Source organism: Paenibacillus sp. FSL A5-0031 (genome assembly GCF_001956295.1).
GTDB lineage: Bacteria > Bacillota > Bacilli > Paenibacillales > Paenibacillaceae > Pristimantibacillus.
Genome location: NZ_MRTD01000002.1, coordinates 220,223 through 246,520 on the forward strand (window position 1 = coordinate 220,223; position 26,298 = coordinate 246,520).

Consider the following 26,298-nt stretch of genomic DNA (forward strand, 5'->3'; position numbering starts at 1 on the left):
CTGGAATATGTACCGCTATTTCACCCTTTTTTTCGGAAAATAATAATTTAACAGGAATTTCTCCTGTTAATTTAGTTCATTTCAGCGGAATTTGCTGATATCCAACAAATTAACGGGAGGCTTTCCTTCTAAATGACTAAAATCAGCCGAATTAGTAAAATTAGATGGAGGTTTTCCTGTTAGAGTTAATTGATGTTGAGTGATTTGGTTAAAATGAACATATCCTTCGCATAAGAAATGTAACCTACTTGCCTCCATAACTTGCCTCCTCAAAGAAAAGCAGCTTAACTGGAATTTCTACCGCTAATTCACACTTTTTTACGGAAAATATTAATTTAAGATGAATTTCTCCTGTTAATACTGTCCATCTCGGCTGAATTTGCTAATATCCAACAAATTAACGGGAGATATTCCTTCTAAGTGAGCAAAATCAGCTGAATTAGCATAATTAGAAGGAGGTTTTCCTGTTAGTGTTAGTTGATATTGAAAGAATAGGTTAGTTAGTTTGTTTGTTTGGTGGGTTCGTGGGTTCGTGGGTTCGTGGGTTCGTGGGTTCGTGGGTTCGTGGGTTCGTGGGTTCGTGGGTTCGTCGATACGTCGGTTCAATAGTTCGTAGATTGTTGAGTAGAGTACTAGGTGGTTAAAAGTTTCTTCATTCTTGGTTAAATCGTTCGTCTTGAACGGGATATCTTTTAAAGTTTGATTTGACCAATTGTGATTTCTCACAGCTGGACGTTGCTTTTACGCTTACTCATGGCTTCTAGTGGATTTAAGAATATGTAGATGGGAAACACAGAAACACGCATATTCAGCGTGCTTCTGTGTTTCCCATTTGCTTCTGAATTAGCTCTGCGGTACAAACTTGCGGATATCAACGCCCAGTTCTTGCGAAAGCTTCATGCCTAATTCGCGATCAGCCCGGAAGAAGTTGCAGATGGCGCGGAGTCTTATATCATCATTGGTTTGCTCCAGCTCACCCGTCAAATTGGCGATTAGGTTTGCTTGTTGTTCTTCAGGCAGTGAGCGATAGCGTTCGCCCGCTTGAGTGAAATCGTCAGTTTTATCGATTTTTTGGCGGCCAGCCTGTCCCTGAAGTGGTGCGTAAGAATCAGCATAAACCTTTGCTTCCTTTGGACTCTCTGATGAGCTATTAGGTTCGTAATTCACTGGAGAAGGATTTGCGTGCATTGTCATTGCACCATCTCGTTGATAGTTGCGAACAGGTGCATACGGACAATTTACCGGAATATGCAGGTAGTTCGCTCCAAGGCGGTAGCGCTGAGTATCCGGATAAGAGAACAGTCGGCCTTGCAGCAATTTATCCTCCGATGGCTCGATTCCTGGTACAAGTGTGCTTGGCGAGAAAGCCGATTGCTCAACCTCAGCAAAATAATTAACTGGGTTGCGATTCAACGTCATCGTGCCTACCTTTTGCAACGGATACATATCCTCCGGCCACACCTTCGTTGGATCTAGCGGATCAAACGAATACCGTTCCACATGATCGACAGGCATAAGCTGCACATGAAGCTCCCATTCTGGAAAATTGCCGAGTTCAATCGCATCATGTAAATCACGTGTCGCATGGTTAAAGTCTTTGCCTTGCATCACGCTAGCTTCCGCTGCTGTAAAGTTTCGTACTCCTTGCAGCGACTTCCAATGATATTTAACATAGGTCGGTTTACCATCATCATTAATCCACTTGAAGGCATGAACGCCGAATCCGTCCATTTCACGATAAGTAGCAGGCGTTCCGTCATCGGAGAACAACCAAGTGAGCATATGCGTCGATTCTGGGGAGAGCGTCATGAAATCCCAGTAGCGCGCAGGCTCTTGGACATTCGTATTTGGCGCCGGCTTGAGGGAATGCACCATATCAGGAAATTTCATCGCATCTCGAATGAAAAATACCGGCAAATGGTTTCCAACAAGATCATAGTTACCTTCCTTCGTATAAAACTTTACCGCAAAGCCGCGTGGGTCGCGCGCCGTCTCCGGCGAGCCTGTTCCGTTAATAACCGTTGAAAAGCGTACAAATACAGGCGTCTCTACTCCCGGTTCCTGCATAAAAAGAGCCTTCGTGTGATCCTTCATACTAACTTCCGTACGAAATACTCCATGTGCGCCTGCTCCCCGGGCATGCACGACGCGCTCTGGAATACGCTCCCGATCAAAATGCGCAAGCTTCTCAAGCAAATGGTAATCCTCTATTAGTGTTGGTCCACGCTGCCCCGCTGTGCGCGAGTTTTGATTATCGCCAACCGGCGTGCCTTGGTTCGTTGTCATATAGTTTTCCATGATAGCACCTCATCGATCATTTTATATATTTAGACTTGATCTAAATCCATAAAACAATCTTATCGAATCAAGGCACTACTGTCATGAAAGCCTAATGAATGAAAAATGAATATTTCATGAACCGCAGCATGCTGGTGAAATTCATTACCTAAAATGATGCACATACTCCTTAGTCGCGGATATCCGCTATCCGGTAACCTACACCACGCACGGTAACTATATATTTTGGCGCTACGGCGCTATCCTTTAGTTTTTTGCGCAAGCTCTTAATATGAGCATCCACCAAGTTGCTGCCTCCATAGAAATGCAGCCCCCAAACGGTATCGAGCAAAGATTCACGCGTTAGAACGGAGCCGTCCGATGTCATGAAATGCAGAAGCAAATCATATTCCGTCTTCGTAAGCTCAATTCGCTGCCCCGCTCGATCAACGGTCATTTTTTTGAGGTCAACTGCAATATCCTTAAACACACGAATGTCGCTATCTGCCTTCGCAGCTGCTGCTGGTTTATTCAAAAGCATACGGTTGATTTGTTTTATCGCTTGCTCAGGTTTAGCCGGCCAGACTAGCAGCTCAGATGCGCCAAGGGCAAAAGTTTCACGGCTATCATACGATTTTTGATCCATTAAAATGAGGACAGGAACCGCATGCAGCTCAGCCGCTTCTACCAGTTCTGCTCCTGCTTGCAGCGTATGGCTCGCGGCAGCTTGAGCTACAGGAATCGCATCAAATACGAGCAGCTCCGGCTGCAAGCTTTGGAGCATGCTTTTATTGAAATCATGCAGTGAAAACACATCAAAGCATTCGGATGAAAGCGCGACGAGCAGGCTTTTGACCCTCTCTGGGAACGGACTAATAATCATGACCCGCTTCGTGATCGAGCAAAGCATCCCATTTTGCAGCAGCTCTTCCTCTGAATAGCCAGTGGCTGAGGCAGCATTCTGGTCGAGTGGCATCCCCTCGTTCAAATAATCGTTGTTCATTGTGGTTGTTTCGTCGCGCATTGATCACAAACCCCCTCTAATACAACTTGCACATGCTCGATCTTGTATTTCGTCTCCAAAGCTACCTTCTCCATCCACTCACTCGGCAAATCGGTCAATACTTCATCCACACGACCGCATACAGTACACACAATATGCTGATGTTCATCCGTCCGAGCATCATAGCGGCTAACCGTTTCTCCAAGCTTTAATTCTCTAATGAGACCCACGTCAGTTAAATAACGCAATGAGTTGTACACGGTGCCGTATGCGAAGTTGAAGCCTTTGCCCCGAAGCCGTTCAATGACATCGGCCGCCGTCGGGTGATCATGGGCTTGCTGCACAACTTCAAAGATGGCCTTGCGCTGTATCGTTAAGTTAATTTTATTCATAAAAAGATCATTCCTTTTACTACTGATTTTAGACTAAGTATAAATTGAAGGTCGAAAACGGTCAACCTCATGAGCTTTCCTTTATCCTCCTTATTCCAAAAGGCGGCTCAAAGCCACAACCAATACTAGACGAAACAAAATGGAAGCTCATTAACTTTACACAGAAGCCACACGCTATCTACAAAAGCACCTCGCGAAAAGTTGTAACGAACTCCAGAAGTCTTATTTGCTTCAATTCCACACACTTACAAACGTAACGAACTCAGATAACCCTATTAGCCTCAAATATCAATGATTTAACTCATTTTTGAGCATATAGCGCTCTCTAAGTTCGTTAAAATTCAGATTATGCCTAAAGCATTATAATAACGACTTCTGAGTTCGTTAGAGGCAAGCATGAACTCCACTCACAATTACTTCGACTTCTACGCCCGTTACAACACAGCTTGAGCTCCAATCGCGACAAAACATTGATTTCTACTATTACCCGCCAGCGTTCACCCTGAACTTGATACACCTCAAACAGCAACTTTGCATCCATCACCATCCAGACTGTAATTCACAAGTTTCGAACACCATTACTTCAACTCCTACGTCTATCGCAATTTAGTCAGCATCCCGTCACCTTTACTCAAACCTCTACGTCCATTACCAACCGACCCGCGCTCCATCCACCATTAATCCGATCCTTCACACTCCCGCCTAACCTACATTCACCATAAGCAACCATTTCTGCGTCCACCACCATCCCGCCTACTTCCATTCACCATAAACAGCAGCAGCTTATACTACCTTAAGATGTAAACCCGCCCCACCCCACACGCAAAATCACACCTAAAAAATCAACACAATTTTTTTTGTCGAATTAAATAATCTGAATATTTACAAAATTCAAATAAAGGTGTATACTAAGCCTATCTTAAACGAGAGGGGATAGCCCATTGAAGTAGGTTAGCGATGCATGTCTCATAATCTCGGGAAGGAGCATTCAATCACTGCCGGACATGCTGGGACAATAGCGAAGACGGATGTAGTCGACCATTTGGATGAGAAGTACTTACAAGCAACAAGGATTTGAAACAAATCGAAAGGAAGTTGATCGAGGTCAATAAAATTAGGATCGAAGTCGATAGGGTTTGTAACAAATTCGAAAGGACGAAGAAGAGGCAAACAGCGGATTGGAGCGTTAGAATAAATTGAATAGTTCTCTACCAAGCACGTGAAGGGCTTCTGGTTATCTTAGATAAGCAGAAGCCCTTCTTATGTGCGTCTATAGGATCGGACTGATTTGCGTCTATAGGATTAGACTGATGTTTGTCTATAGAATTGGGCTGAGCAGCCTGGAAATCGATTCTTTCAATCGATTGATGATTGGACGATTAGCATAAACTTGTTCCGTTAATTGCGTGCAATGTTTGACATCTTCTTCAAAAATACGTTGCAGCTTTGCCGATGTCTGCGTATCATAGATAAACGCATTCATCTCGAAATTAAGCTTAAAGCTGCGAATATCGACATTGGCTGTTCCAACGGACGCCACCTTGCCGTCGATGACAAGCGTTTTTGCATGAAGAAACCCTTTCTCGTACATATAACATTTCACTCCGCCTGCGAGAAGTTCTCCCAAATAAGAATGAGTTGCCCAATATACAAAGAAATGATCCGGCTTGCTCGGCAGCATAATACGTACATCTACCCCGGACAGGGCAGCGATCTTCAGCGCGGTCATCAAGCTTTCATCCGGTACAAAATATGGCGTTTGCAAGCTGATTGTTTTCCGAGCCGAATAAATCATTTTGATATAGCCATTTTTAATTTGCTGATATTGCGTATCCGGGCCACTCGCTACAAGCTGCATGCCAATCGTTCCCGTATCATCGCTCATAATTGGGAAATACAGCTCGTTGAGCTCAATTCGACCGGAAGCCGCTAAATTCCAATCCATCAGAAACTGCGCCTGCATCTGCAGCACGGCATTGCCGCGAACTCTAAGATGAGTATCCCGCCATTCGCCGAAATGCTCGTTTAATCCTAAATATTCATCCCCGATGTTGAAGCCGCCGATATAACCGACTTGTCCGTCAACGATAACGAGCTTGCGGTGATTGCGATAATTGATTTTTAAATTCAAATAAGGAATGCGCGATGGGAAAAACGCCGCTTCCCTGCCGCCTGCTGCAATCAACTCCGCAAAATAACGCTTCGGCAAGCTTGAGCTTCCTATATGATCGTACAAAAACTTGACTTCTACGCCCTCCGCCGCTTTCGCTGCCAGCGCCTTAACCAATCTTCTGCCAAGCTCATCGTCACGGACGATATAATAAACGAGATGAATATGATGCTGGGCTGATTCTATATCCTTAAGCAGCGCATCAAACTTCTGATTGCCCTCCGTGTAGATCTCAACCGCATTATTGCTCGTATATACCGCGTAGCTCGTTTTCAGACTCATATAGATCATGTCTTGATAACTTCGCATCGCTGGATCATTATATACAATTTCATCTTCTCGCAGCTGGCGCATTTGCCTCTCGACCGTATGCTCGATAATGCGCTGACTATCACCCAACAGCTTATACAGCTTTCTTTTACGTACCTTCTGCCCTAATATTAAATACAAAACAAAGCCGAAAACGGGGATGAAAAAAAGAATCATCAGCCATGCCCAAGTTGTACTTGCGCTGCGCCTCTCTAGAAAGATAACCGTAATCGCCAAAAAAATGTTTAGCAGCATAATAATTGCAGATGCATTTTGCATTATGACCATCCGTATTATAGCACCTCAGTTTTATGTTAAAGCTAATGCGATCATACTCCAAGCACGGTGTATGTTCAAGCCTCATTATATGCTACAATTCAAGCAACAAAGCATTTTTCCTAATTTAAGACGTAAAAAAACCTATCTACAACATGTACTATTTGAGCTAATATATTTCAATAATACCCGCATAAACGGCACTGGAGGACTTACGATGGACATACGCAAGCTTAGATTGGACGAGAAAGCGCTCGGTACTTTAAGCGAGGAGCGAGATGAGTATGAACGAGATTATGCGAGACTCATTCAATCTCCCGCCTTTCGCCGCCTGCAAGGTAAATCACAAGTATTTGGCGCAGGTACGGGCGATTACTATAGAACAAGGCTAACTCACTCTCTCGAAGTGTCGCAGATTGCACGCGAGGTTGCTCGCAAGTTAGGCAAACAATATGATTTCCTTGCACGCAAGGAGCATCCGGGGCTCATATTAGATCCCGCTGTCGTCGAGATTGCCGCGATCGCGCATGATTTGGGTCATCCTCCTTTTGGACATAAAGGTGAAGAAGTGCTCAACCATTTGCTCATGGAGGAGTATGGCATACCATACGAGGGCAATGCGCAAAATTTTCGAATATTGATGTTTTTAGAGAAAAGGGCAGGAAGCGGAAGCGGCCTTGATTTAACTGCAGCTGTCTTGCTTGCTATTAATAAATACCCTTTTAGTCTCAGTGAGCCTGGCCGTCTAAAAGGGCTTTACAGCACCGAGTGGGGAGAGATTGAACAGCTACGCCATTTATGGAAAATTCCAGAAGGCTGCTCAACTTTGGAAGCACAGCTCATGGATTTATGTGATGACATCGCTTATTCCACACATGACATCGAAGACGGCATACGTGCTGGTAAAATCCAAATGAACCGTACTTTTTTCGAAGACAGCAGACTTATCGACCATGTTGTTCAGGAAATTGTCGAGGATAAAGGCAACACCGGAATCGGCTGGGGTGAGGTCGATATCCCTGCGATGGTGAAGCGTGTACTCGTCTCCTATTTCGAGCAGTGGCAGGAGCTGTATGCAAGCTGTGATCGCGAAGCCTCGCGCACAAGGCGGGAGATGAAAGCGCGCTGGGTCAGCTTGTTTGCAGGCAAAGTCGGTATTATAGACGATACATCGCGCAGCTGGAAAAAGGTCACGTTCGTCAACAATGGGCAACAGGATATCGAGTTGCTCCGCACAATGGAGATTTTGAAGAAGCTTGCATGGGTAACCCTCATTAAGGATTTCCGTGTTCAGCGCTTGCAAATGCGCAGTGAAATTATGATAAGACGGTTATGGGACAGCTTCAAGGTTCAAGAATCTGGTCGCCTTATCATACCGCCAGACTGGATAGAAAATTACGAGATCCATAAGAACAAATGGAGCTGGCCGCGATTTGTTGCAGATTATATTTCGGGTATGACCGATGCTTACGCCGAGAAGGTGTACGCCGAGCTTTATGCCAGCAAATCAGGTTCGATTTATGAAATGGATTAAACAAGCTAAAACGCCTTCGGCGTCCTTCTGGCGCTGAAGCAGCTTAGACCGTGAAATATAAGCTAAGTATGAGAAAATAATATACTTTCTTATATTTTAAAAAAGCGCAGCTTTGGATGAGTGTAACTCATTCGAAGCTGCGCTTTTTGTTATGGTTTAGTCTTGCTTAACATTGTAGCTAACCGCACTTGCAGAAAGGTCCGTAATATAATCGAAGAATCGAACAGGATCAACATCATACACAAGGCTGACCGGGCGACCGCCTTCCACTTCCACCGTACGGCCTTGGCTAGGTCCATCCTTAATCACGCCGCTGTGTACCGTCTTAATTTCCACGAGATCCGGATTGCCGACAACAGCTGTCGTAAGCACATCCCACAAATAATATGTCGAGTTCGTCTCCATATAAACAAGTGGAGGACATGCAGCATAACATTGACCGACAAAATCTAGTCCCTCATGCTTGCGAAGCGATGCCCAGCGGTTGCGTACATCCATCGTAAGAGGTACTTTGTTCGTGCTCTCAAGCGCAACAAGCAAAATCGGAATGCTGCTTGCCCATACGCGGTGCATAGATTCAGGGTCCCAGAAGGCATTCCATTCTGCGGTTCCGTCATGCTCAGGCTCTTGAACATTGCCCTTCTCATTAAATGTACCGCCCATCCATACAAGCTTCTCAATCTTCGCTTCCACATCCGGAGCTTCATCCAGCGCTCTTGCTAGGTCAGTAAGCGGACCTGTAAACAGCAATGTCACCTTCTCATCCGATTTGCGAAGCTGTTCAATCATATGTTGATGCGCTGGCAGCGCAGATACTTTCGTGTTAATCGTTCCCGATTCATTCAAAATAGGCAGCGCGTCCACAAAAAACGTATGCATGCGCCATTCAGCAGGGAATGGGTTTACACCGCGTGAATTTGATCTAGCCACTTCAAGTGATTTATTTTTGACAGGGTCGCCAAAGCGGTCAATGATTTTGCTGCTGGCTTTGATGCCAGGCTCCAAATAGCCGTCGGCTGGAATAACGGATACCCCAAGCAGTTCAACATCTTTCATTTGCAAAAGAAGAAAAAGCGATACCAGGTCGTCTACACCGGCGTCATGATTAAAATAAAGCTTAACTCCCATATCTATCCATCCTTCCTGAGTATAAAACGATATATCGTTTGTCCATCCTATATAGAGAGGAGGTGAATTGTCAATGGCTAAGGATGTACTGTGCGAAGTGAATTCATGCAAGTTCTGGGCAGCAGGTAATCACTGCGGCGCCTCTTCTATTTATGTGGTCAGCAATCGCGGCAAGCAAGCCAGCAACTCCGAAGAAACAGATTGCAAAACGTTTGAAGCAAAGATCTAACGAAGGGCATTACCAATAGTAAGCAGCGCAAGCGACTATCCTTTATGAGCAATAAGGCTTGTGCGAATACAGCTTGCGCTGCGCTATTGCATCTTATTTTGTGACAGGAACCGCGTCAAAATACTCTTCCAGCACTTCTCCGCTCTTCGCCATCTCAGTAGCTACATCCACACCTACATACCGCAAATGCCAAGGCTCATATTGATAGCCTGTAATCTTTTCTTTGCCTTCCAAGTAACGAATGATAAATCCGTACTCATGCGCATACTTCTCAAGCCACTGCGCTTCCTTTGTATCTGCAAAACAATCGGCAGCCGCACACTTGCCGTCACTACCCGACACATCGATCGCTAGTCCCGTTTCATGCTCGCTTGTACCAGGTAGAGCGCTATAAGTTCTTGCCTTTTCTAGTCCATCCCTCTTCACATAGCGATCAAAGAGCGTTGTTTGCGTCTTATGCGAACGATAAGCGGATACACCGGCCAATTGGATGTTGTCTTCCTCAGCGGCTGCAAACAGCTTCTCAAGCGCTGTAGCTGCATCCTGTCTCATCATGCGTTTTTCAATTTTCTCAGCAAATATAAACCGAACGTCAGGATAAACTAAATCCGTGGGATTGTATTCCTCCGGAAGCTTGTGCTGCTTATTCACAAGCACCGCGATATCCTCTGGTTTGGCAATAACGACCATTCCATCCTCAGTCTGCTCTGCTTTTCCTGTGCCAGAGCCCTTGCCACCATTACCGTTATTGCTTGAACCGGGCTTATCCGTAGCTGTTGGCTGTCCATCTGTTGGAGTTCCGCCGCTCGGCTTATCCGTAGGCTCAGAACCTATGCTGCCCGACACTTCCCCGCCGTTAGTGGTACCATCAGCGGAAGCTTGCTTTGGCGGAATCGTGGTTGTCTCATCCTTATTAAATAAAGAGTAACCAAACACCATTCCTGCGCATACAATAATAAACAGCAGCAGCCTTCTTCTTCTTTTTTTCATGATAAGCCTCCAACATAATTTTTTACATATATTTCATGTAATTATACTTGTAATCATGGTTTGTCTAATAGCATCTAATTAATAGACTACTAAATCAGCTATAATGTTTCAATCTAATAGCTTGGAAATGTTGTAATGAATAGGAATAAACAAAAATCCTTATAAATTTGTTATTTACAATAAATTATGATTGGACATGGAGGAGCCTTTTGCCTTTTGACATTCGACTATAATTAGGAGCATAATGGATAAGAATTTACAGAACGAACGTATATTATGATTAGCGGCCTGGCTGCCTCTGTGAGATGGCCAGTTTTTGCTGTGAAAGGTAGGCGGTTATATGACATTTTTAACTCCAAAACGATTATTAAGCACTCGTCCCATCCTTTTCTTTTCATTTATCATGCTTCTCAAAAGCTATCTGGCTTGGATGGTCATTTTCGAGGATGGTTTTTCGTGGACTACTATTTTAAAAGAAATTCCGTTTGTCCTCATTGTTTATTGTCTCATAGAGTGGTTCGCTTCGAAACGTAAACTTATTTACTATTTAATAGCAAATCTAGTAATGACACTCATATTATTTGCCGTCATTATGTATTACAAGTATTACGGTGTAATTGTAACCTATCTCGCTCTAGAGCAGGTAAACCAAGTCACCGCGGTAAAAAATAGCGTATTTTCACTGATGGACCCTTACTACTTGCTCATCTTTATCGACATTATCATTATGGCTGTGCTGTTGTTTAGACCTAAGAAAGCAGTGAATTGGAAGAAACAAAGCTCCGTTAAGGAAAGCAAACGACTTGTCCTTGCCCTGTTCAGCATTTCAATCGCGCTTTGCTTGTTCAACATTTTGCCTAACCGCGCCAGCATGAATGAGATCGTCAAAGCGGAGCAAATGGGTATACTCAATTACGAGGCTTATATGATTTTCAAGAACAAAACGATTGACTTTGTTGATCCAAACCATATTACGCAAGAAAAAATCGATTCCGTCAAAAAGATCGAAACACCTGGCGCTCCGCAGCTGTGGAAAACAGCAGCAGGCAAAAACGTCATCATTATTCAAATGGAATCATTTCAAAACTTCCTCGTAAATTTGAAGATTGACGGAAAAGAGATTACGCCAAACATTAATAAGCTGGTCAACGAAAACTATTACTTCAAGCATTTCTATCAGCAAGTCGGCCAAGGCAATACATCCGATGCGGAATTCGTTGTAAACACGTCTTTCTATATTCCGCCACGCGGTGCGGCAACGATGATTTATGCCGACAAAGAGCTTCCGAGCTTGCCGAAACTGCTGAAAGCAAACGGCTATGATACAACTACGTTCCATACGAATGTTGTTGAGTTCTGGAATCGCGGCGAGCTTTACAAAGCGCTTGGTTTCGACCGTTACTACGATCAGAAGTTTTTTGGAGATGAAGATACCGTATTTTTTGGTGCTTCCGATGAGCAGCTTTACAAGAAAACAGCTGCTGAAATGTCACGCATGAGCGAGAATGGCAAACCATTTTATTCCCATGTTATTTCGATGACATCACATCACCCATTCACCATTCCTGCTGACAAATACAAAATGACGCTCCCTGAGCGTTATGAGAAAACTTTTGTTGGTGATTATATCCGTGCACAAAACTACGCTGACTTCGCACTTGGCGAATTCATTGCAGATTTGAAGGAACGCGGCATTTGGGACAACAGCTTAATCTTGTTATACGGTGACCATCTCGGCCTTCCAGTGTACTCGCTGGATCGTGATGACAAAGCGCTTATGGCTGAAATTTATGGTCATGAATATAGCTACACCGATATGATCAACATTCCGCTCGTTGTTGCATCGACAGGCGTAACCGAAGGCAAAGTATTCGATCAGCTTGGCGGTCAAGTTGACGTATTGCCTACGATCGCGAACATGCTTGGCATTTCCTTGGATGATCACATCCACTTCGGCCAAGACTTGTTTAATCAGTCGTATAACGTATTGCCACAACGTTATTATCTCCCGACTGGATCATTCTTAAGCAGCAAAGAGCTATTCATGTCAGGCAGCGGATATGAGGACGGCAAGCACTATTCCTTAGCCGGAGACGGCATTACGGAGCAGGCTGCGACAGAAGATGAGTATCAGCGTGCATTAGAGCTCCTCAACTTATCTGACAGCTATGTTAGCCAATTGCCTTCTTGGAAAACCAAATAATAAAAAAACTAAAAGGCTCCCCTTGAAGCGAATATCACGCTTCGAGAGGAGCCTTCTTTTACGCAAATGACAAAGCTAGCTGCTTTTTACCGCTTCAAGTACTTCCTTCACATGTCCATCCACGCTTACGCTGCGCCATTCCTTAACAAGCTTGCCCTGTTCATCAAGCAGGAAAGTCGAGCGCTCGATACCCATAAATTCCTCACCGTTCCAGCTCCGCAGCTTCCATACGCCGAACAGCTCCGAAACCGTATGCTCGGTGTCAGACAGCAATAGGAATGGCAGCTCATGCTTGTCTACGAATTGCTCATGAGATGCAAGATCATCTGGGCTGATTCCAATTACCTCCGTGTTATTCGTACCGAACTCGCCGTTAAAGTCACGGAAGTCGCATGATTCAGTCGTACAGCCAGGCGTCATATCGCGTGGATAAAAATAAATAACGAGCTTCTTGCCTGAGTAATCCGCAAGCTCTACATCTTTGCCATTGGATGCTTGCAGCTTGAAATTCGGGACCTGGTCCCCTACTTTTAAATGTTCTCCCATCGTTGAATGCTCCTCTACTTTTTATTTTCAATCAACAAGCCTTGCTCGCCTTCCACCAGGTACAGCTCACCCAGCCCGCGCACGGTCACATGTACCGGGAAGCTCTCTGCGGTTTTATTCGTAAAATGCCAGCGTCTTCCTTTTCCAACCACTATAAATATACCATTATCATCGCCGATTGGATTGAAATTGTCATTGCGCGTCCTATAGGTCATAATGCCAAGCTCTGCAAATTGATCGACTGCTGTAGGAACGTCACTGGTCGTTATGCCAATTTCACTGATACAAAGAATGTCTTGCTGCGGGTCAAAGGGACGCTCAACACCGTTATCCATCGTATGGCGAGCAATCAGCTCTAAAATATTACCCGACGGGTCTTCAAAATAAACAGAATGCGAGTTCCATGATTCACTATACGACACATCCTGACCTGCCTCCGTACCAATTGGAACAAGCGCTTCGATCCACTCTTTTGCTTCCTCGAGCTTATTCTCTGGAATCGTAAAGGCGAAATGATAACAATACGCTTCAGCAGGTTGATCACCAGTCTCTTGGAAAGTCAGCTCGCTCCAGCCAACCTGAACGGTAAAGCTGTCCTTCTCGGAGCGAATAACCGGCAATGCCAGCACATCCCTATAAAAAGACAAAATCCTTGCTGCTTTTTCTGTCAAAAGCACCAGCTTTTCTATAATCATTTTACACCTCATTATGTTCGTGATATAAAACACTTTCCGTTACGAAAGCTTTTGCCTGTGCTTTATCATCGTATAAACCATATGCGAGCATGAGCTTAGTTATTGCAGCCTCAACCGACAGCTTCTCAATGACAATGGCACCCGCTTCAATAAGGCGCAGCGACGACGAATATAGGGCTGCCGAACGATCTCGGATCGGACATATGTATACATCGATGCCAAGCTTTTTACAGTTTGCAATAAACGCAGGAAGAGAGTACGGCCCTGCTTCTATTGCGCTTGCTGTACCCGAATGATGCAAATCATGGAGGATCGCCTTCGGCCGAATCGTTGTAAAATCATACAACGAATAGTTCAAGCCCGGATATGGACGAATATAGACGATGCTGGAATCGAGCTTAAGAGTAGCCGGCTCCCATGCAAACGACGCTTTAGGCTTGGTAATCAGCGCTTCCGGTCTTGGATTTCTCTCATGCTCCAGCCAGTTGAACACTCGGTCTGCCATCTTTCCGTACGGCACGCCATAGGGGCTGCCGAATTGATCCGTAAAGGACATCGCTTGCGTAACTCTAGTAGCTAAGTAAACAAGTGCATCCCCTTTGTCATCCTCGTAAACGACAAATACGCCCGGAAGCTGTGCATCCACTACAAAATCGATTGCATTTGCAAAATTACGGCGCCCATTGCTTCTTTCATCGGCAACCGGGTAATTGCTGGCGGTCAGCACAATTGGAATTTTTGTATCTGCGAACAAATAACCGATCATCGCTGCGCTATATGCCAGCGTATCCGATCCATGGGTGATGACTATGCCTGCATACGATTCGGTATCTATTCCATGGACAGCCTCTGCAAGCGCGATCCAATCCTCGGTCGTCATATTTTCACTTAACAAGTTAAGCGGCTGTATCGCATCAATTCTAACATCATCGCGCTGCTCAGCACTGTTGATATAATCATCTATAAGCGAATAAGATCCCGCGTCATTAACATCGATGCCGTTTCCCTGCTTTTTGCTTCCAATGGTCCCGCCTGTAAAAACAACCAATAACTGCTTCACAAATGTTCCTCCTTATTGTCTTGCAATCGCTATCCAGCGATAAAAAAAGATAACTTCTACTATCGTATATGCGGCTCTGCACTCTGGTCAAGGCACAAGCGCTATCCTTACATGTTGCCCTGTGCAACTCGCTTCATACGAGATCACATCGCCTATTCATCCAATTAAAAAAGGAGGTGCTGGGCATTTGCAACTAACATGCCTTTAGCATCCTCCATTCATTTAATCTCGCTCCTGCTTTCCTTGCTTCCGCCAAAAATCATCGAATTGCTTAAGCAATTCCTCCGTAGAAATGACATTCATCAAATGTTGTCGACCCAAATCCGTTCCCATTTGAAAAAATTGACTATAATTTTTATAATAGCTCGGTTTTCTTACGCCCTGAAACCGATCAGGGTCATTTGCCATCAACATATAAGGAGCATACGGCCCTGTAGAATACTTTTCCTCTTCAATTGTATTGTTATAGATGGATATAACGCCTGAGGCATCAGTAAAGGCACGATTGTTCTCAATCGAAGACAAATAGGAAATGAACTTCCAAGCCTCATCCTTATGCTTAGACTGGGAAGCAATCCCCCAGCCGGCTGCGCCAACGTTGTAATGGGAGATTCCATCAGGCCCTGTAGGCAAAGGGGCTGTTGCCCACTGGCTGCTCTCCAGCTTTTCCTTAATCATCTCTATCACGTCTGAGTCTTGGATAAGCAAGGCCGCATTGCCGTTCACAAACGCTTGAACCTGTTCATTAAAGCCCCAATCTATGGACGCAGGATCTGAGATCTCTGTATAAATCTTCTTGTAAAGCTCAACAGCCTCTGCTGCCCGCTTGCCTGAGAATATCGTCGAGCCATCCGTATTAAACATGGAATCGCTTATATCGACATTCTCTCCGTTATAGTCCTGAACGATTGAAGACAACGTATTAACGGCACCACTCCCTCCGCGAAAGGAAAAGCCGTATATCCTCTCCATCGGCTTCGTCAATTGCTTGCCGACAAAGAAGAGCTGCTCCCATGTTTCTGGCACTTGCAGCGCCTTGGCATCGAACCAATCCTTGCGATAATAAAGCTGCACTTGATAAAGACTGCTCGGAATATAATAAGCAACATCGCCTGCATCTCTAGACATCAGCTTTGCATTATTGTTAAGCAGCATATAGTTGCTCCATGATGAAATATAACTCTCCAAGCTGGTTATCAGACCACTTTCCGCAAGCTGATGTACCGTAACGTCCCGCACCTCAACAATATCAATCGCTTGGTTCTGCTCCAGCATCGTCAAGATCGTCTGATCAGCGGTCTCGTATTCTGACGTCACTCTCACAATCTCAATGGTTGGATTGTCGCGTTCAAATTGTTCGATTAATTTGTCTAATTCCACTGTCCGCAGCGGCGTCATTAAACTCTCAACAATTTTTAAAGTCACCTTATTCGGAGCTGGTGTCTGTTCAAGCGGTTCCGGACTATTTGGATTAAGCGTACAACCGCTTATGAAAGATATCATGATAATTAACGAGAGCGGGTATAGTGCTTTGCCCATTTGAGTGAGCTTCATAAATTCCCTCCCGATCAAAAAGTAATGATGCATAACCATTACTTTATTTATCGGCTACATGCGCTTCAATCAATACAGCTGACCTCTTCTTTTTTTTGCAGAATACCACAGATAAAATCGAACGAGTGCCCTCATTTATTGCGCGTAACTCATCAAATGCCTCACTGTCTCATCGATGAGCCCATCGTGGACGGTCGGATTATAGTTCAGCCGGTCGTGGTAGCCGATAAAGATACATCTTCTACGCGCATCCTTTTCCCTCAAGCGGCGCCAGCCCTCCTCCAGCTGATTGCAATAATCACGGGAAGCCTCCGCTGGTACGAGGAAGAGAACGCTGCTGCAGCCCAAATCAGCGATCTCCCTTAGTGAGCTCGTATCAAGAAATCCGATCTGGTGTGCCGACTTCGGATAGGTCATTTGCAAATCGTCATAAAAAAGATCCTTCATCTTGCGGCGGCGCGGGCCAAATATACGAAAGCCCGTTTTTCCGGCATGAACAATTAAGATAGGCTCATCGCCTAGACTATTTTTGAGCTGCTCACGCGCGTTTTGCACCTTCATCTCATAATAGGATAACCAGCGCTCTGCTACGGTGGACAAGCCTAATGCATTGCTTATCTCAAGCAGCCGCTCCTTCCAGGAATAAGCCTTCCAATCGAGCATTAGAACCGGAGCGATAGCCGAGCATGCCGCGTACATTTCCTCATCCAGCATACCTGCCAATATGAGATCCGGCTCCGCTTCACGCAGCTGCTGAAGCACACGTTCATGCTGATGAGTGCTCAGCCGAATAAAAGACAAGCAAGTAGGCATGCCGATAGCTGATAGGTCGCCCGCGAACACAGATACAAGCGTGGCTACTCGTTTCTTCGCAAGCTGAGCATATTCCGTAGGAGCCAGTCCCATATGTTTCTTAAATAGCCGGCTAAAATAGTACTCGTCAGGATAGCCGACGGAATGGGCTACGTCGACGATGGAAGAGGACGTACCCGAGAGCATGCGCATAGAAGCATCGAGCCTCAGCTTGGTCATATATTTAAGCGGTGTAAGTCCTGTATAACTGCGAAAGGCTTGATAAAAACGGCTTGTACTCACCCCTGAGGATCTTGCGAGCTCCTCCATATCCATCGGTGTGCTTAACTGCTCAATCATAAACTGCTTGGCTTGCTCGACGTAGCCAATTAAATCAGCTTCGGTCTCTCTCGGCTGCTGGACAGACTGAATGAGCGCAGCGACCATTGCATATAGCTGTGATTGCAGCTGATAGTATAAAACCACATCATCAGTACCGCAGTCGCTTTGAAAGTCCTGAAGCCAGCTTCTCGCCTGCGGCAGCCTCAGCAGTTTTAATCCCATACTGTCTCGGTAGGGTAGCATCTCCGCACCTGCTGCTGTCGAACCGCTTCGGAAGCGAATAAGTACGATTTCAGCTAGATGGTTGCCCTCATTAAGCAGCGTACATTCACAATGGGACGGAATGAGAAACAGCTCACCGCCAACGGCTTTTTTAGTCGTGTGCTGCCCCTTCTTCACAATGGAAACCTTTATTTTATGTTGAAGCACAAACGCAAAGCATTGCTCCTCTCTATTGTTCAACTGCATATGCTGCAGCGACGGGAGCTTAACTTCCTCCGTGCCAATATAGAACATTTCACCGTACTTTGTTTGATTCGGTTGCTGCGACATGCGCGCTCACATCCTTAATAAACAATATTATTTTATAAATTGTAAATAATAATAATTATCATTGTCAATGCTGTAAGTAGAGTAAGCTTATTCCAAATGACAGCTGATGAGCGATCTCTTATGTTTCACTTCACCCTCAAGCATTGAAAAACAGAAGCTTTCCTTATCATAAAGATCGAGGTGACTTAACTTGAAGATGTCTACTAACGATGTTTCCAAAGAGCATCATCAACATAGCAAGGAAGAGCCTAAAGTCAATCCGCGCAGCAGCAAGCGTTATTTTGGCCGCGGCGGCGTGAAGGTTGCACTTATGAAGCTCCTCGTCGACCAGCCAATGCACGGCTACCAGATGATGAAGGCTTTAGAGGAGCAGTCTGGCGGCCTTTATGTACCCAGTGCCGGCTCCATTTATCCCACGCTTCAGATGCTTGTGGGATCCGGCTTCGTCTCCGTTCAGTTAGAGGATGGCGCCAAAAAAGTCTATAAAATTACCGAGCAAGGTCGTGCAGCATTGCAGCTGCTTCCTGAAAAAACAAAACATAATAACGCCGAGGGCGGCAGCCCATCACTAAAAGCCGAATCGTTCCGGTATGAGAAAATTCGGATTAAGCTTGGATTATCGATCGAATCCTTTAATCTGCTTAAGCTGGTAACACGCGCCGAACAAGAAGCATCCGCGAGCAAAGAGCAAGCAGAAGAGCTGCAGCGTCTGTTAACTGAGCAGCAGCAGCAAATCAGCGCCTTTCTTGATGGGTCCGTGCAAAATGCGAATGCAGCTATGGTTCCATACGAAATGGCCGGACGTTAAGTAACAAGAAAAGGGTTATCGCATAGGTCTTTGTCATGTACCAAAGACCCTCGATAACCCTGCTTTATTAACTAGTGAGTTGAATCATGCGAAACATGATGACCCTTAAGCGTTTGACCGCTATGCAAACGATTCGTTTGCTCAGCATCCTGTTTGCGTCCCATAAACGGCCACCAGTTAGCAGGACCGAAAGTGCGTACCATAACTGGAATGAATAATGGAAGCATCAACAATGCATAGATGAACAGTCCACAAAGCACAATAGTTGCAATTTGCAGAAGTGACATTACGCCTGAAGGAAGCATCGCTGCGAATGTCCCGCCTAGAATAACGGCTGCAGACATAATAACCGTACCCATGTTTTTCATCGCTTCCAAAATAGCTTCCTGAGGCGACAGATGGCGGTATTCTTTAAAGCGATCCATCAAGAAAATACTATAATCAATTCCTAATGCGACGAGCATGACGAACCCGAAAAATGGAACCGCCCAGCTAATTCCCGACTGCCCAAGCAGCCTTACGAATATGACCTCTGCTATCGCCATCGAGGAATAGAACGTAACGAGAAGCGATGCGATCATATAAAGCGGCATGACGATTGAGCGGAACAAAAGGATAAGGATAATTGAAATGCCGATGAGCATGAGAATAACCGTACGCGAATAATCCGACGCTGAAATATTGCTCAAATCGTTATTCATACTCGTTACTCCGCCGACAGCTACCTGTGATCCGTTATAATCGGTGTTTTGAATCGCGCGGTGAACAGCTGCTTCCAGTCCATCGATTTGCGCCATCGTTTCCTGTGCATACGGATTGCCTTTAAATATGACATCGAACTTCGCTGTTTGGCGATCCTCCGACATATACACATTAAGGGCAGCCTGAAATTCCTTGTTCGCAATGGCTTCCTCTGGAATATAAAAGCCCGTCATTTGCTTATTCGGCGATTCCGCTAGACTATTCAAATATCCGCCAGCGGATGTGAGTCCATCGGTTACCTTCGATAAGCCGTCAACGCTTTGGTCCAAACCGCCGGTCAATTCGCCCAGCTGATCGTTTAGCGATGCAAACCCTGCCTGCAGTTCCTTCTGTCCATCTGATAGTTCATTAAAGCCCTGCGTGACACCAGGCAGCTTCGATACAATTTGACCTTGGCCTGCGGCTGCCTGCTCAATTCCTTTTTGCAGTTCTCCAAGTCCTGCTGCAAGCTTGCCAAGACCCGAAGCTAGCGCCGTTTGCCCTTCACTTGCTTGCAAGAAACCGGCATTTGCTTGTGTCATTCCCGCTGAAATGCCTGTCAGCTGCTCATTAAGCTGAGACAACTGCCCGCTGATTCCTGCTGCTCCTTGCTGCAGATTTCCAAGAGCAAGCATCGTTTGTTTAAAAGTCTCATCGGTTTGCAGCTCTGGGTGACTTTCCTGAAGTGCAGTTAGACTTTGCTGTACGCCGGATAACCCGCTTGCCAGCTTCTCCTGTTCCGATGCAATCGCGCTATATGCACCTGTAAGCTGACCAAGACCGCCGCCTAGCTGCTCGTAGCTGCTAAGCAATTTACGGCTCGCGCCTGCCAGCTGCTCCGCACTCGCCTGCGCCTGCTTCAAGCCCTCGCTAAGCTCTCCCACACCTGCAGATCCATCCTGCAGCCCTTGCTGAATCTTCTTCAAACCTGCGCCAAGCTGTACAATGCCAGACTTCAGCTCATTCGTACCATTAACGAGCTTACCGGCGCCGTCAACAGCTTCATTTAATTTCGGCTTATTCTCGCTTAACGCGCTGCTTGCCTCGGAGAGACCATCACCGATTTTGCCCAAGCCTTCGCCGCTTTGACCAAGTCCGCTCTCAAGGGTGGTAACTTGATCTGCCACGAGAAATTGCTCCATTACATCACCTGTCGGACGAGTTGCACTGCGAACGGCCTTGATGCCTCCAGAATTCGCAAGCTCGCGGCTGATTTGCTCTAGTACAGCAAGCCCCTCAGGTGTGTCCATCGGTTTATCAGCTTTGACCACAACGGTAGTAGGCAGTGAATCACCAGGTCCAAAGCTATCCGCAATAATGTTGAACGCTTTAACAGAGTCATATTTATCTCCAATCTCATCCAGCGAGTTAAAAGAAATTGTACCTTTATACGCTGTAAGGAAAGGTACGATAATTACTGCCAAAATAACGAGCGCCCACAAAGGGCGTTTTAGTGAAAACTTACCCACCGTACCCCAAAGCTTGCTCGGCTTATGCTCAAGCGAGCCTTTCGCCGGCCAAAACAATTTTGTACCCAGCACCGCCATAAAAAACGGCACGATCGTAAACAATGCGATAAGCAGTACCGCTACCCCGACTGCAACGGCTACTGCCGAGCGGTAAAGCATAAACGTCGAGAATCCGATTGCAGAGAATCCCACCAACACAGCCAAGCCAGAAAATAATACGGTTTTTCCCGCAGTGCGGTAAGTTTGAACAATCGCTTCTGTCTTGTCGCCGCCGCTATGCGTCAATTCTTCCTTGAAGCGGCTAATGAGCAGGATGCAATAGTCTGTACCGATCCCAAATAATACGGCAACCAAGAAAATTTGCGTGAAGTTGGAAAGCGGGAAATCAAAATATTTGACTAAAAACGCAATAACGGATTGTGATATTAAATAAGTAAATCCAACGGCCACTAACGGTACGAGCGGCGCAATCGCAGAACGGAATACTACAAACAAAATAATTAAAATAAATCCAAGCGTAATAAACTCGGTTTTCTTAAGCCCTTCCTGCGAGCTTTGTACAACATCCTCAGAAATAAGCCAGTTTCCTGTATAATAATGCTCTACCTTCACATCTGAAATCGTCTCATAGAGACCGTCTCTCAGCTCAGCAAGCTCACGGTCGCCAGCCTCGACATTAACGAGCGCAAGGATGGTGCTTCCATCCTTCGATACCATTTGCTCCTCAAGCTCTTTGGTATCAAAATGAGTCGTCACGGAGAGAACCCCGATAGCCTCGCCTTTGCTCTTCAGCTCATCGATTCCTCTCTTCACTTCCGCTAAATCGGCATCCTTCAGACCGCCATCCTTATGGAATACAAGCACGGTAGGCATTCCGCTGCTGGCGCCTGCATTATCGCCTCCGCCAATCGATTTCTCCAAGTCCCTGGCGACTGACGAAGAATATCCATCAGGCACGTTGATTTGCCCTTTCGTACGAACAAGCTCTTCCATATTCGGCGCGCTGAGCATTAAGCCTACGGCAGCAGCAAGCCACAATATAAGAACAAACCATCTAAATTTCAAAACGGTTCTCATCTTTAGTTCCCCCTCAAATAGAATAAAACTATGGATTCATCATTTCTTTAGCAAGCTTCTCGAAGGTTTCGATAAAACAGTTCGCTTCCTGCTCTTCAAAACGATTAATGTATTTGGCCAGCAGCACTTGTATCTTATCCTCCATGAGGTCGCAAACCTGCTTGCCTTCCTCGGTTAGCGCTAAATAGATGACCCTGCGATCCTTCTCATCTGGAAATCTTTGAATCAAGTTTTTATCAAATAATCGCGTAATGATCGCGGTTATTGAGCTTTTGCCCACGCAAAAAATGTCCGCTAATTCGGATGATGTGCTCATTTCCTTCGAATGCAAATAACGTAGTGTCGCAAACTGGTCTACAGTCAGATCATCTGGCATTAACTCGCGGATCATCGCATTTAATCGACGGTTTACAAGAAAATTAGCCGCTTCGTAGCGATCGATGAGTTGTTTCAATGATGCTCGATCCACACTGGTGTCCCCCTTTATATGTAGTTTCTAAATATCCACGAAATTAATTCTATTATGAAACAGTTCGATAATAGAACTATATCAAACGATTTTATTTAAAACAACGCCTTAATTTAGAATATATTGTGAACAGATGTGTACAAGAGAAGGACAAGCCATTTGCTTTTTTTAAGCTGCCGTTTATATACTAGTGAAGTAATCAAACCAACCATTATTGGAGGTATGTCGTATGTACGATATCGTTATTATTGGTGCTGGTCCGGCTGGAGCAAGTGCAGCCATTTTTACTGCAAAAGCAGGAAAAAAGACGCTCGTGTTTGAGAACAACAAAGGAATGACAAAACGCGCTTGGTTCGAGAACTACTACGGAATTTCAGAAATTGGCGGCCCTGACCTTGTGGATACAGGCAAACGACAGGCCGAGAAGTTCGGAGCGGAGTTCAAGGAGGAAACCGTACAAAATATCGTTGCCATCACTGACGGCCTGCGGGTGGAAACAGACGGCGGAAGCTACGAAGGAAGGCATGTACTTATTGCAACAGGCGTTTCGACTGAGCTGGCTGAGCATATCGGGATCTCTACAAAGCCGGGTACCGAGCCTCGTATCAAAACCGTTATTGCGGTCGACGCGGCTGGTAAAACGAATATTGATAACATTTGGGCGGCAGGAACGGTTGCAGGCGTAAGCGTGCATGCTGTCGTTACTGCAGGGGATGGGGCAAAAGCTGCCATTAACATCATTAGCGAATTAAACGGCGAACGTTATGTGGATCACGATATTCTAAAGGTTTAACAGTATCTTCCTGAAACAAAAGCAGGATATTAGAAAAAATTGTCGAATAACAGGGAAAATAATCAAACTCTATTTATGTTCTTATCCTTGTCAGGGTGCTTCGGCACCCTTATTTGAACGTAAAAGGTTTTGTCACACTTCCAGGAGGCCGACGGTGAGCAACCCATTGTTTCAGCAGCACAACAAACAATTGACGATTGCTTTCGCATTTGCCTTATGTGCGCTTCTTGCGCTAATCGCCGAGTCGAACCATTTTCAATTTTTGTATGGCATTACCTTTTCGTTAACGAGTCTATTTACACTTCTTGGCTTGCGATTATTCGGTTACTGGCCAGGACTCTTAATGAGCGCAGTTGTCCTATTCCTAGGCACTTTTTTATTAAAGCAGCCCCTCTTTCATTACATCATCCTTATTGAAGCTGCCTTTACGGGCTTGCTTCTTCGCAAATACAAGAATCAACTGTTTGGGATTGACGCCGTTTTCTGGGTTCTAGTCGGAATGCCCGCTATCTATTGGTTCTACTCCTTTCATTCAACGCTCATAACGCAGGATTTGCTTCTTATCGCAGGAATTATTGCCATGAATGGCCTATTTAACGCACTGTTCGCTGAGATTATCTACCAGTACATGCCGCTGCGCAAATGGAGTGGGTTTGCCCGCTCGCAGCAAGGGCCAAATTCCTTCAGCAAGGTACTGTTTCATTTCTCCATCGGTATCGTATTCATTTCATTTTTACTCAACATTTTCATTAACAGCTTGAGCTCCATTAAAGAAGTAAGTTTATATGTCGAGCGAATCTCCTCGATCGAAGTCAATCGTATTCTAGAATCATTGGACAAATGGCAGGCGGTTAGCACGGAGGTAGAGAAGCAGGATCAGATTGCTTTCCTTCAACTAGCCCTTGGCAAACATTCCGGGAATTCTATCATTTCTGTGACGAATATTGACCAGAAAGTTATTGCATCCAGCGCGCCTAAGACTGTAGGTGAAATGCTTGATTTCTCCAAAGAAAGCAGCATTACTCCCATTAACAAAAAATCGTATTTAGTCATGCCTGACTTAAAAAAATACTCTTGGCATTTCCAGACCTGGCATGATGGAAATTTGATATATAAAGATAAGCTTCAGGCAACGGATTGGCTTATTTACGTTGACTTCCCCATTAAAAACCATCAAAAATATTTATTTTCCAAATATTTTATTCATTTTGTTTATATGATCGGGCTTGCCTTCTTTGCCGTCATTCTAGCGTATCTCATTAATTGGTGGCTCTCTCGCAGTTTAACTCGGTTAGCGAGAGCGACAACGAACCTTCCGCTGAAGCTTCAGGAGATGAACACGTTGGAATGGCCACGAAGCAGTATTGTAGAAATTCATTCGTTGATTGCTAATTTCAAGCATATGTCAACCAATCTCATTCACATGTTTCAAGAATCGCAGCGAAGCAACGAGAGGCTGGAGGCTCAAACTTATTTATTGCAGCAATCGGAGGAAAGACTGCATCAGCTTGCCTATTACGACATGCTGACTGGTCTGCCGAATAGGCTGCAATTCACACTCCATTTTCAAGACATGATCACTATGAACGCTGCTATGAAAAAACCGATAGCCATCATGTTCGCTGACATCAATCGCTTTAAGCAAATTAATGATACGCTTGGACATGCTGTAGGAGATATTTTGCTCGGCAAGGCAGCAGAACGCTTCGGAGCAGCGGTGTTTGATGACTGCAACGTCTTCCGATTGGGTGGGGACGAGTTCGTGTTTGTCGGACAGTATGAGAATGAAGATGAACTTGCTGCAAATGCCCAAGCCGTCGTAGATTCTTTCAATGAGCCTTTTATGATCGACGAAACGCTGCTTTATTTAACCGTTAGCGTCGGCGTTAGCGTGTACCCGCAGGATGGCGGCGATATGGATACCATTATCCGAAACGCCGATATTGCTATGTATAGCGCCAAAGAGCAAGGCGACGGCTGCTATCGGTTTTTCAAGCCAACGCTGGTGTCCGCGATGACAGAGAAGATGCAGATCGAGAACGGGCTTTATAATGCGCTGCAAAACAAACAGTTCTCGCTTCATTATCAGCCAAAAATAAATGCTGCAACCGGCGAGCTATGCGGCATTGAAGCGCTCATTCGCTGGCGTCATCCCGAGCTTGGCATGATTCCGCCTGATAAGTTTATTCCACTTGCCGAGCAATCCGGTTTTATATTAGATATTGACAGCTGGGTCTTCCATGAGGCTTGCCGGCAAAATAAAGCTTGGCAGGATGAGGGACTACAGCATATATGCGTCTCAGTGAACATTTCAGCAAGACATTTCTACCAAGGAAACTTATCTGAAATGATCGTCAAAGCGTTAAAGGACACCGGCCTTGATCCGCAATATGTAAGCCTTGAAATTACAGAGGGTGTATTTATGCGGAATATGGATCAAGTGATCGAGACCATCCTTTTCCTTCGGGGACTTGGCATTCAAATATCAATCGATGACTTTGGCACGGGTTATTCATCCTTGAATCAGCTGCAGCGCCTGCCTATATCGGACGTAAAGCTGGATCGTTCCTTTATTCAAGGCATTACGAATGACGAGAAAAAATCATCGATCGTCAAAGCAATTATCGAGCTTGTACATAGCATGAATATGAAGGTTGTTGCAGAAGGCGTGGAGACCATTGCCGAATCGAATTTCTGTACGGAGCTGCAGTGTGATGAGCTGCAAGGTTATTTATTCAGTAAACCGCTGCCGCCACAGGAGCTGGCGCTCCTTCTCAGTAAGAATGAATAAGCTATACAACAAACATGAAGGAGCTGCCTCAAGGTCATAGACCGCGGAGCAGCTCCTTCATCTTTTTAAAGTCTACAGGGCTTATTGCATATTTCGCC

General features: G+C 45.3%; 19 protein-coding genes. 6 read left to right on the plus strand and 13 right to left on the minus strand.

All coding sequences use genetic code 11. The annotated features are described in order from the left end of the window. Positions 1-843 precede the first annotated feature (843 nt). From BK120_RS04510 to cls, 4 genes are all read right to left on the minus strand, one after another. Positions 844-2,298, minus strand: a complete 1,455-nt coding sequence (locus BK120_RS04510) for a catalase (protein ID WP_076266297.1) — start codon at positions 2,296-2,298, stop codon at positions 844-846. 169 nt (positions 2,299-2,467) lie between these two features. Then, positions 2,468-3,301 carry a winged helix-turn-helix transcriptional regulator gene (locus BK120_RS04515; protein WP_083681617.1) on the minus strand — a complete coding sequence of 278 codons (834 nt, stop codon included), beginning with the start codon at positions 3,299-3,301 and terminating at the stop codon, positions 2,468-2,470. Further along, entirely contained in the window at positions 3,277-3,672 is a 396-nt protein-coding gene (locus BK120_RS04520; RefSeq protein ID WP_076266298.1) for a Fur family transcriptional regulator, read from the minus strand. The genes BK120_RS04515 and BK120_RS04520 overlap by 25 nt, the downstream gene beginning before the upstream one ends. A 1,318-nt stretch (positions 3,673-4,990) precedes the next feature. After that, positions 4,991-6,439 (minus strand): cardiolipin synthase, encoded by a 1,449-nt coding sequence (cls, locus tag BK120_RS04525; protein ID WP_076266299.1) that lies wholly within the window; start codon positions 6,437-6,439, stop codon positions 4,991-4,993. Positions 6,440-6,644: 205 nt separating this feature from the next. On the opposite strand from cls, the gene BK120_RS04530 reads away from it, so the two are divergent. Beyond that, on the plus strand, positions 6,645-7,961 hold the full coding sequence (locus BK120_RS04530) for a deoxyguanosinetriphosphate triphosphohydrolase family protein (protein WP_076266300.1): 1,317 nt from the start codon (positions 6,645-6,647) through the stop codon (positions 7,959-7,961). 156 nt (positions 7,962-8,117) lie between these two features. Here BK120_RS04530 and BK120_RS04535 read toward each other — a convergent pair whose 3' ends face one another. Continuing rightward, entirely contained in the window at positions 8,118-9,089 is a 972-nt protein-coding gene (locus tag BK120_RS04535) for a nucleoside hydrolase (RefSeq protein WP_076266301.1), read from the minus strand. A gap of 73 nt (positions 9,090-9,162) precedes the next feature. Between BK120_RS04535 and BK120_RS04540 the strand changes: the two genes are divergently transcribed. After that, positions 9,163-9,318 (plus strand): DUF1540 domain-containing protein, encoded by a 156-nt coding sequence (locus BK120_RS04540; protein ID WP_076266302.1) that lies wholly within the window; start codon positions 9,163-9,165, stop codon positions 9,316-9,318. Between the two features lie 93 nt (positions 9,319-9,411). Here the strand turns inward: BK120_RS04540 and BK120_RS04545 are convergent, their stop codons facing one another. Then, complete coding sequence (locus tag BK120_RS04545) at positions 9,412-10,308, minus strand: M15 family metallopeptidase (protein ID WP_076266303.1); 897 nt, start codon at positions 10,306-10,308, stop codon at positions 9,412-9,414. Between the two features lie 340 nt (positions 10,309-10,648). Between BK120_RS04545 and BK120_RS04550 the strand changes: the two genes are divergently transcribed. Beyond that, positions 10,649-12,511, plus strand: a complete 1,863-nt coding sequence (locus BK120_RS04550; protein WP_076266304.1) for an LTA synthase family protein — start codon at positions 10,649-10,651, stop codon at positions 12,509-12,511. A gap of 75 nt (positions 12,512-12,586) precedes the next feature. Here BK120_RS04550 and bcp read toward each other — a convergent pair whose 3' ends face one another. The 5 genes from bcp to BK120_RS04575 all read right to left on the minus strand — a co-directional run bounded on the left by bcp (position 12,587) and on the right by BK120_RS04575 (position 18,052). Beyond that, positions 12,587-13,057: a thioredoxin-dependent thiol peroxidase gene (bcp, locus tag BK120_RS04555; RefSeq protein WP_076266305.1), complete on the minus strand. Its 471-nt coding sequence runs from the start codon at positions 13,055-13,057 to the stop codon at positions 12,587-12,589. A gap of 14 nt (positions 13,058-13,071) precedes the next feature. Beyond that, complete coding sequence (locus tag BK120_RS04560; protein ID WP_076266306.1) at positions 13,072-13,752, minus strand: VOC family protein; 681 nt, start codon at positions 13,750-13,752, stop codon at positions 13,072-13,074. A gap of 1 nt (position 13,753) precedes the next feature. Next, positions 13,754-14,812, minus strand: coding sequence for an asparaginase (locus BK120_RS04565; RefSeq protein WP_076266307.1), 1,059 nt, complete (start codon positions 14,810-14,812; stop codon positions 13,754-13,756). Between the two features lie 222 nt (positions 14,813-15,034). Further along, entirely contained in the window at positions 15,035-16,366 is a 1,332-nt protein-coding gene (locus BK120_RS04570; protein ID WP_179089743.1) for an ABC transporter substrate-binding protein, read from the minus strand. 135 nt (positions 16,367-16,501) lie between these two features. Beyond that, positions 16,502-18,052, minus strand: coding sequence for a helix-turn-helix domain-containing protein (locus BK120_RS04575; protein WP_076266308.1), 1,551 nt, complete (start codon positions 18,050-18,052; stop codon positions 16,502-16,504). A gap of 196 nt (positions 18,053-18,248) precedes the next feature. Here BK120_RS04575 and BK120_RS04580 point away from each other — a divergent pair, with 196 nt between their 5' ends. Continuing rightward, entirely contained in the window at positions 18,249-18,860 is a 612-nt protein-coding gene (locus tag BK120_RS04580) for a PadR family transcriptional regulator (protein WP_076266309.1), read from the plus strand. Between the two features lie 71 nt (positions 18,861-18,931). Here BK120_RS04580 and BK120_RS04585 read toward each other — a convergent pair whose 3' ends face one another. Further along, a complete protein-coding gene (locus BK120_RS04585) occupies positions 18,932-22,147 on the minus strand; it encodes an MMPL family transporter (protein WP_076266310.1) in 3,216 nt (1,071 codons plus the stop codon). Positions 22,148-22,175: 28 nt separating this feature from the next. Further along, positions 22,176-22,616, minus strand: coding sequence for a MarR family winged helix-turn-helix transcriptional regulator (locus BK120_RS04590; protein WP_076266311.1), 441 nt, complete (start codon positions 22,614-22,616; stop codon positions 22,176-22,178). Between the two features lie 229 nt (positions 22,617-22,845). Between BK120_RS04590 and BK120_RS04595 the strand changes: the two genes are divergently transcribed. Further along, complete coding sequence (locus BK120_RS04595) at positions 22,846-23,409, plus strand: FAD-dependent oxidoreductase (RefSeq protein WP_076266312.1); 564 nt, start codon at positions 22,846-22,848, stop codon at positions 23,407-23,409. Positions 23,410-23,563: 154 nt separating this feature from the next. Continuing rightward, positions 23,564-26,200, plus strand: coding sequence for an EAL domain-containing protein (locus BK120_RS04600; protein WP_076266313.1), 2,637 nt, complete (start codon positions 23,564-23,566; stop codon positions 26,198-26,200). Positions 26,201-26,298: the final 98 nt, after the last annotated feature.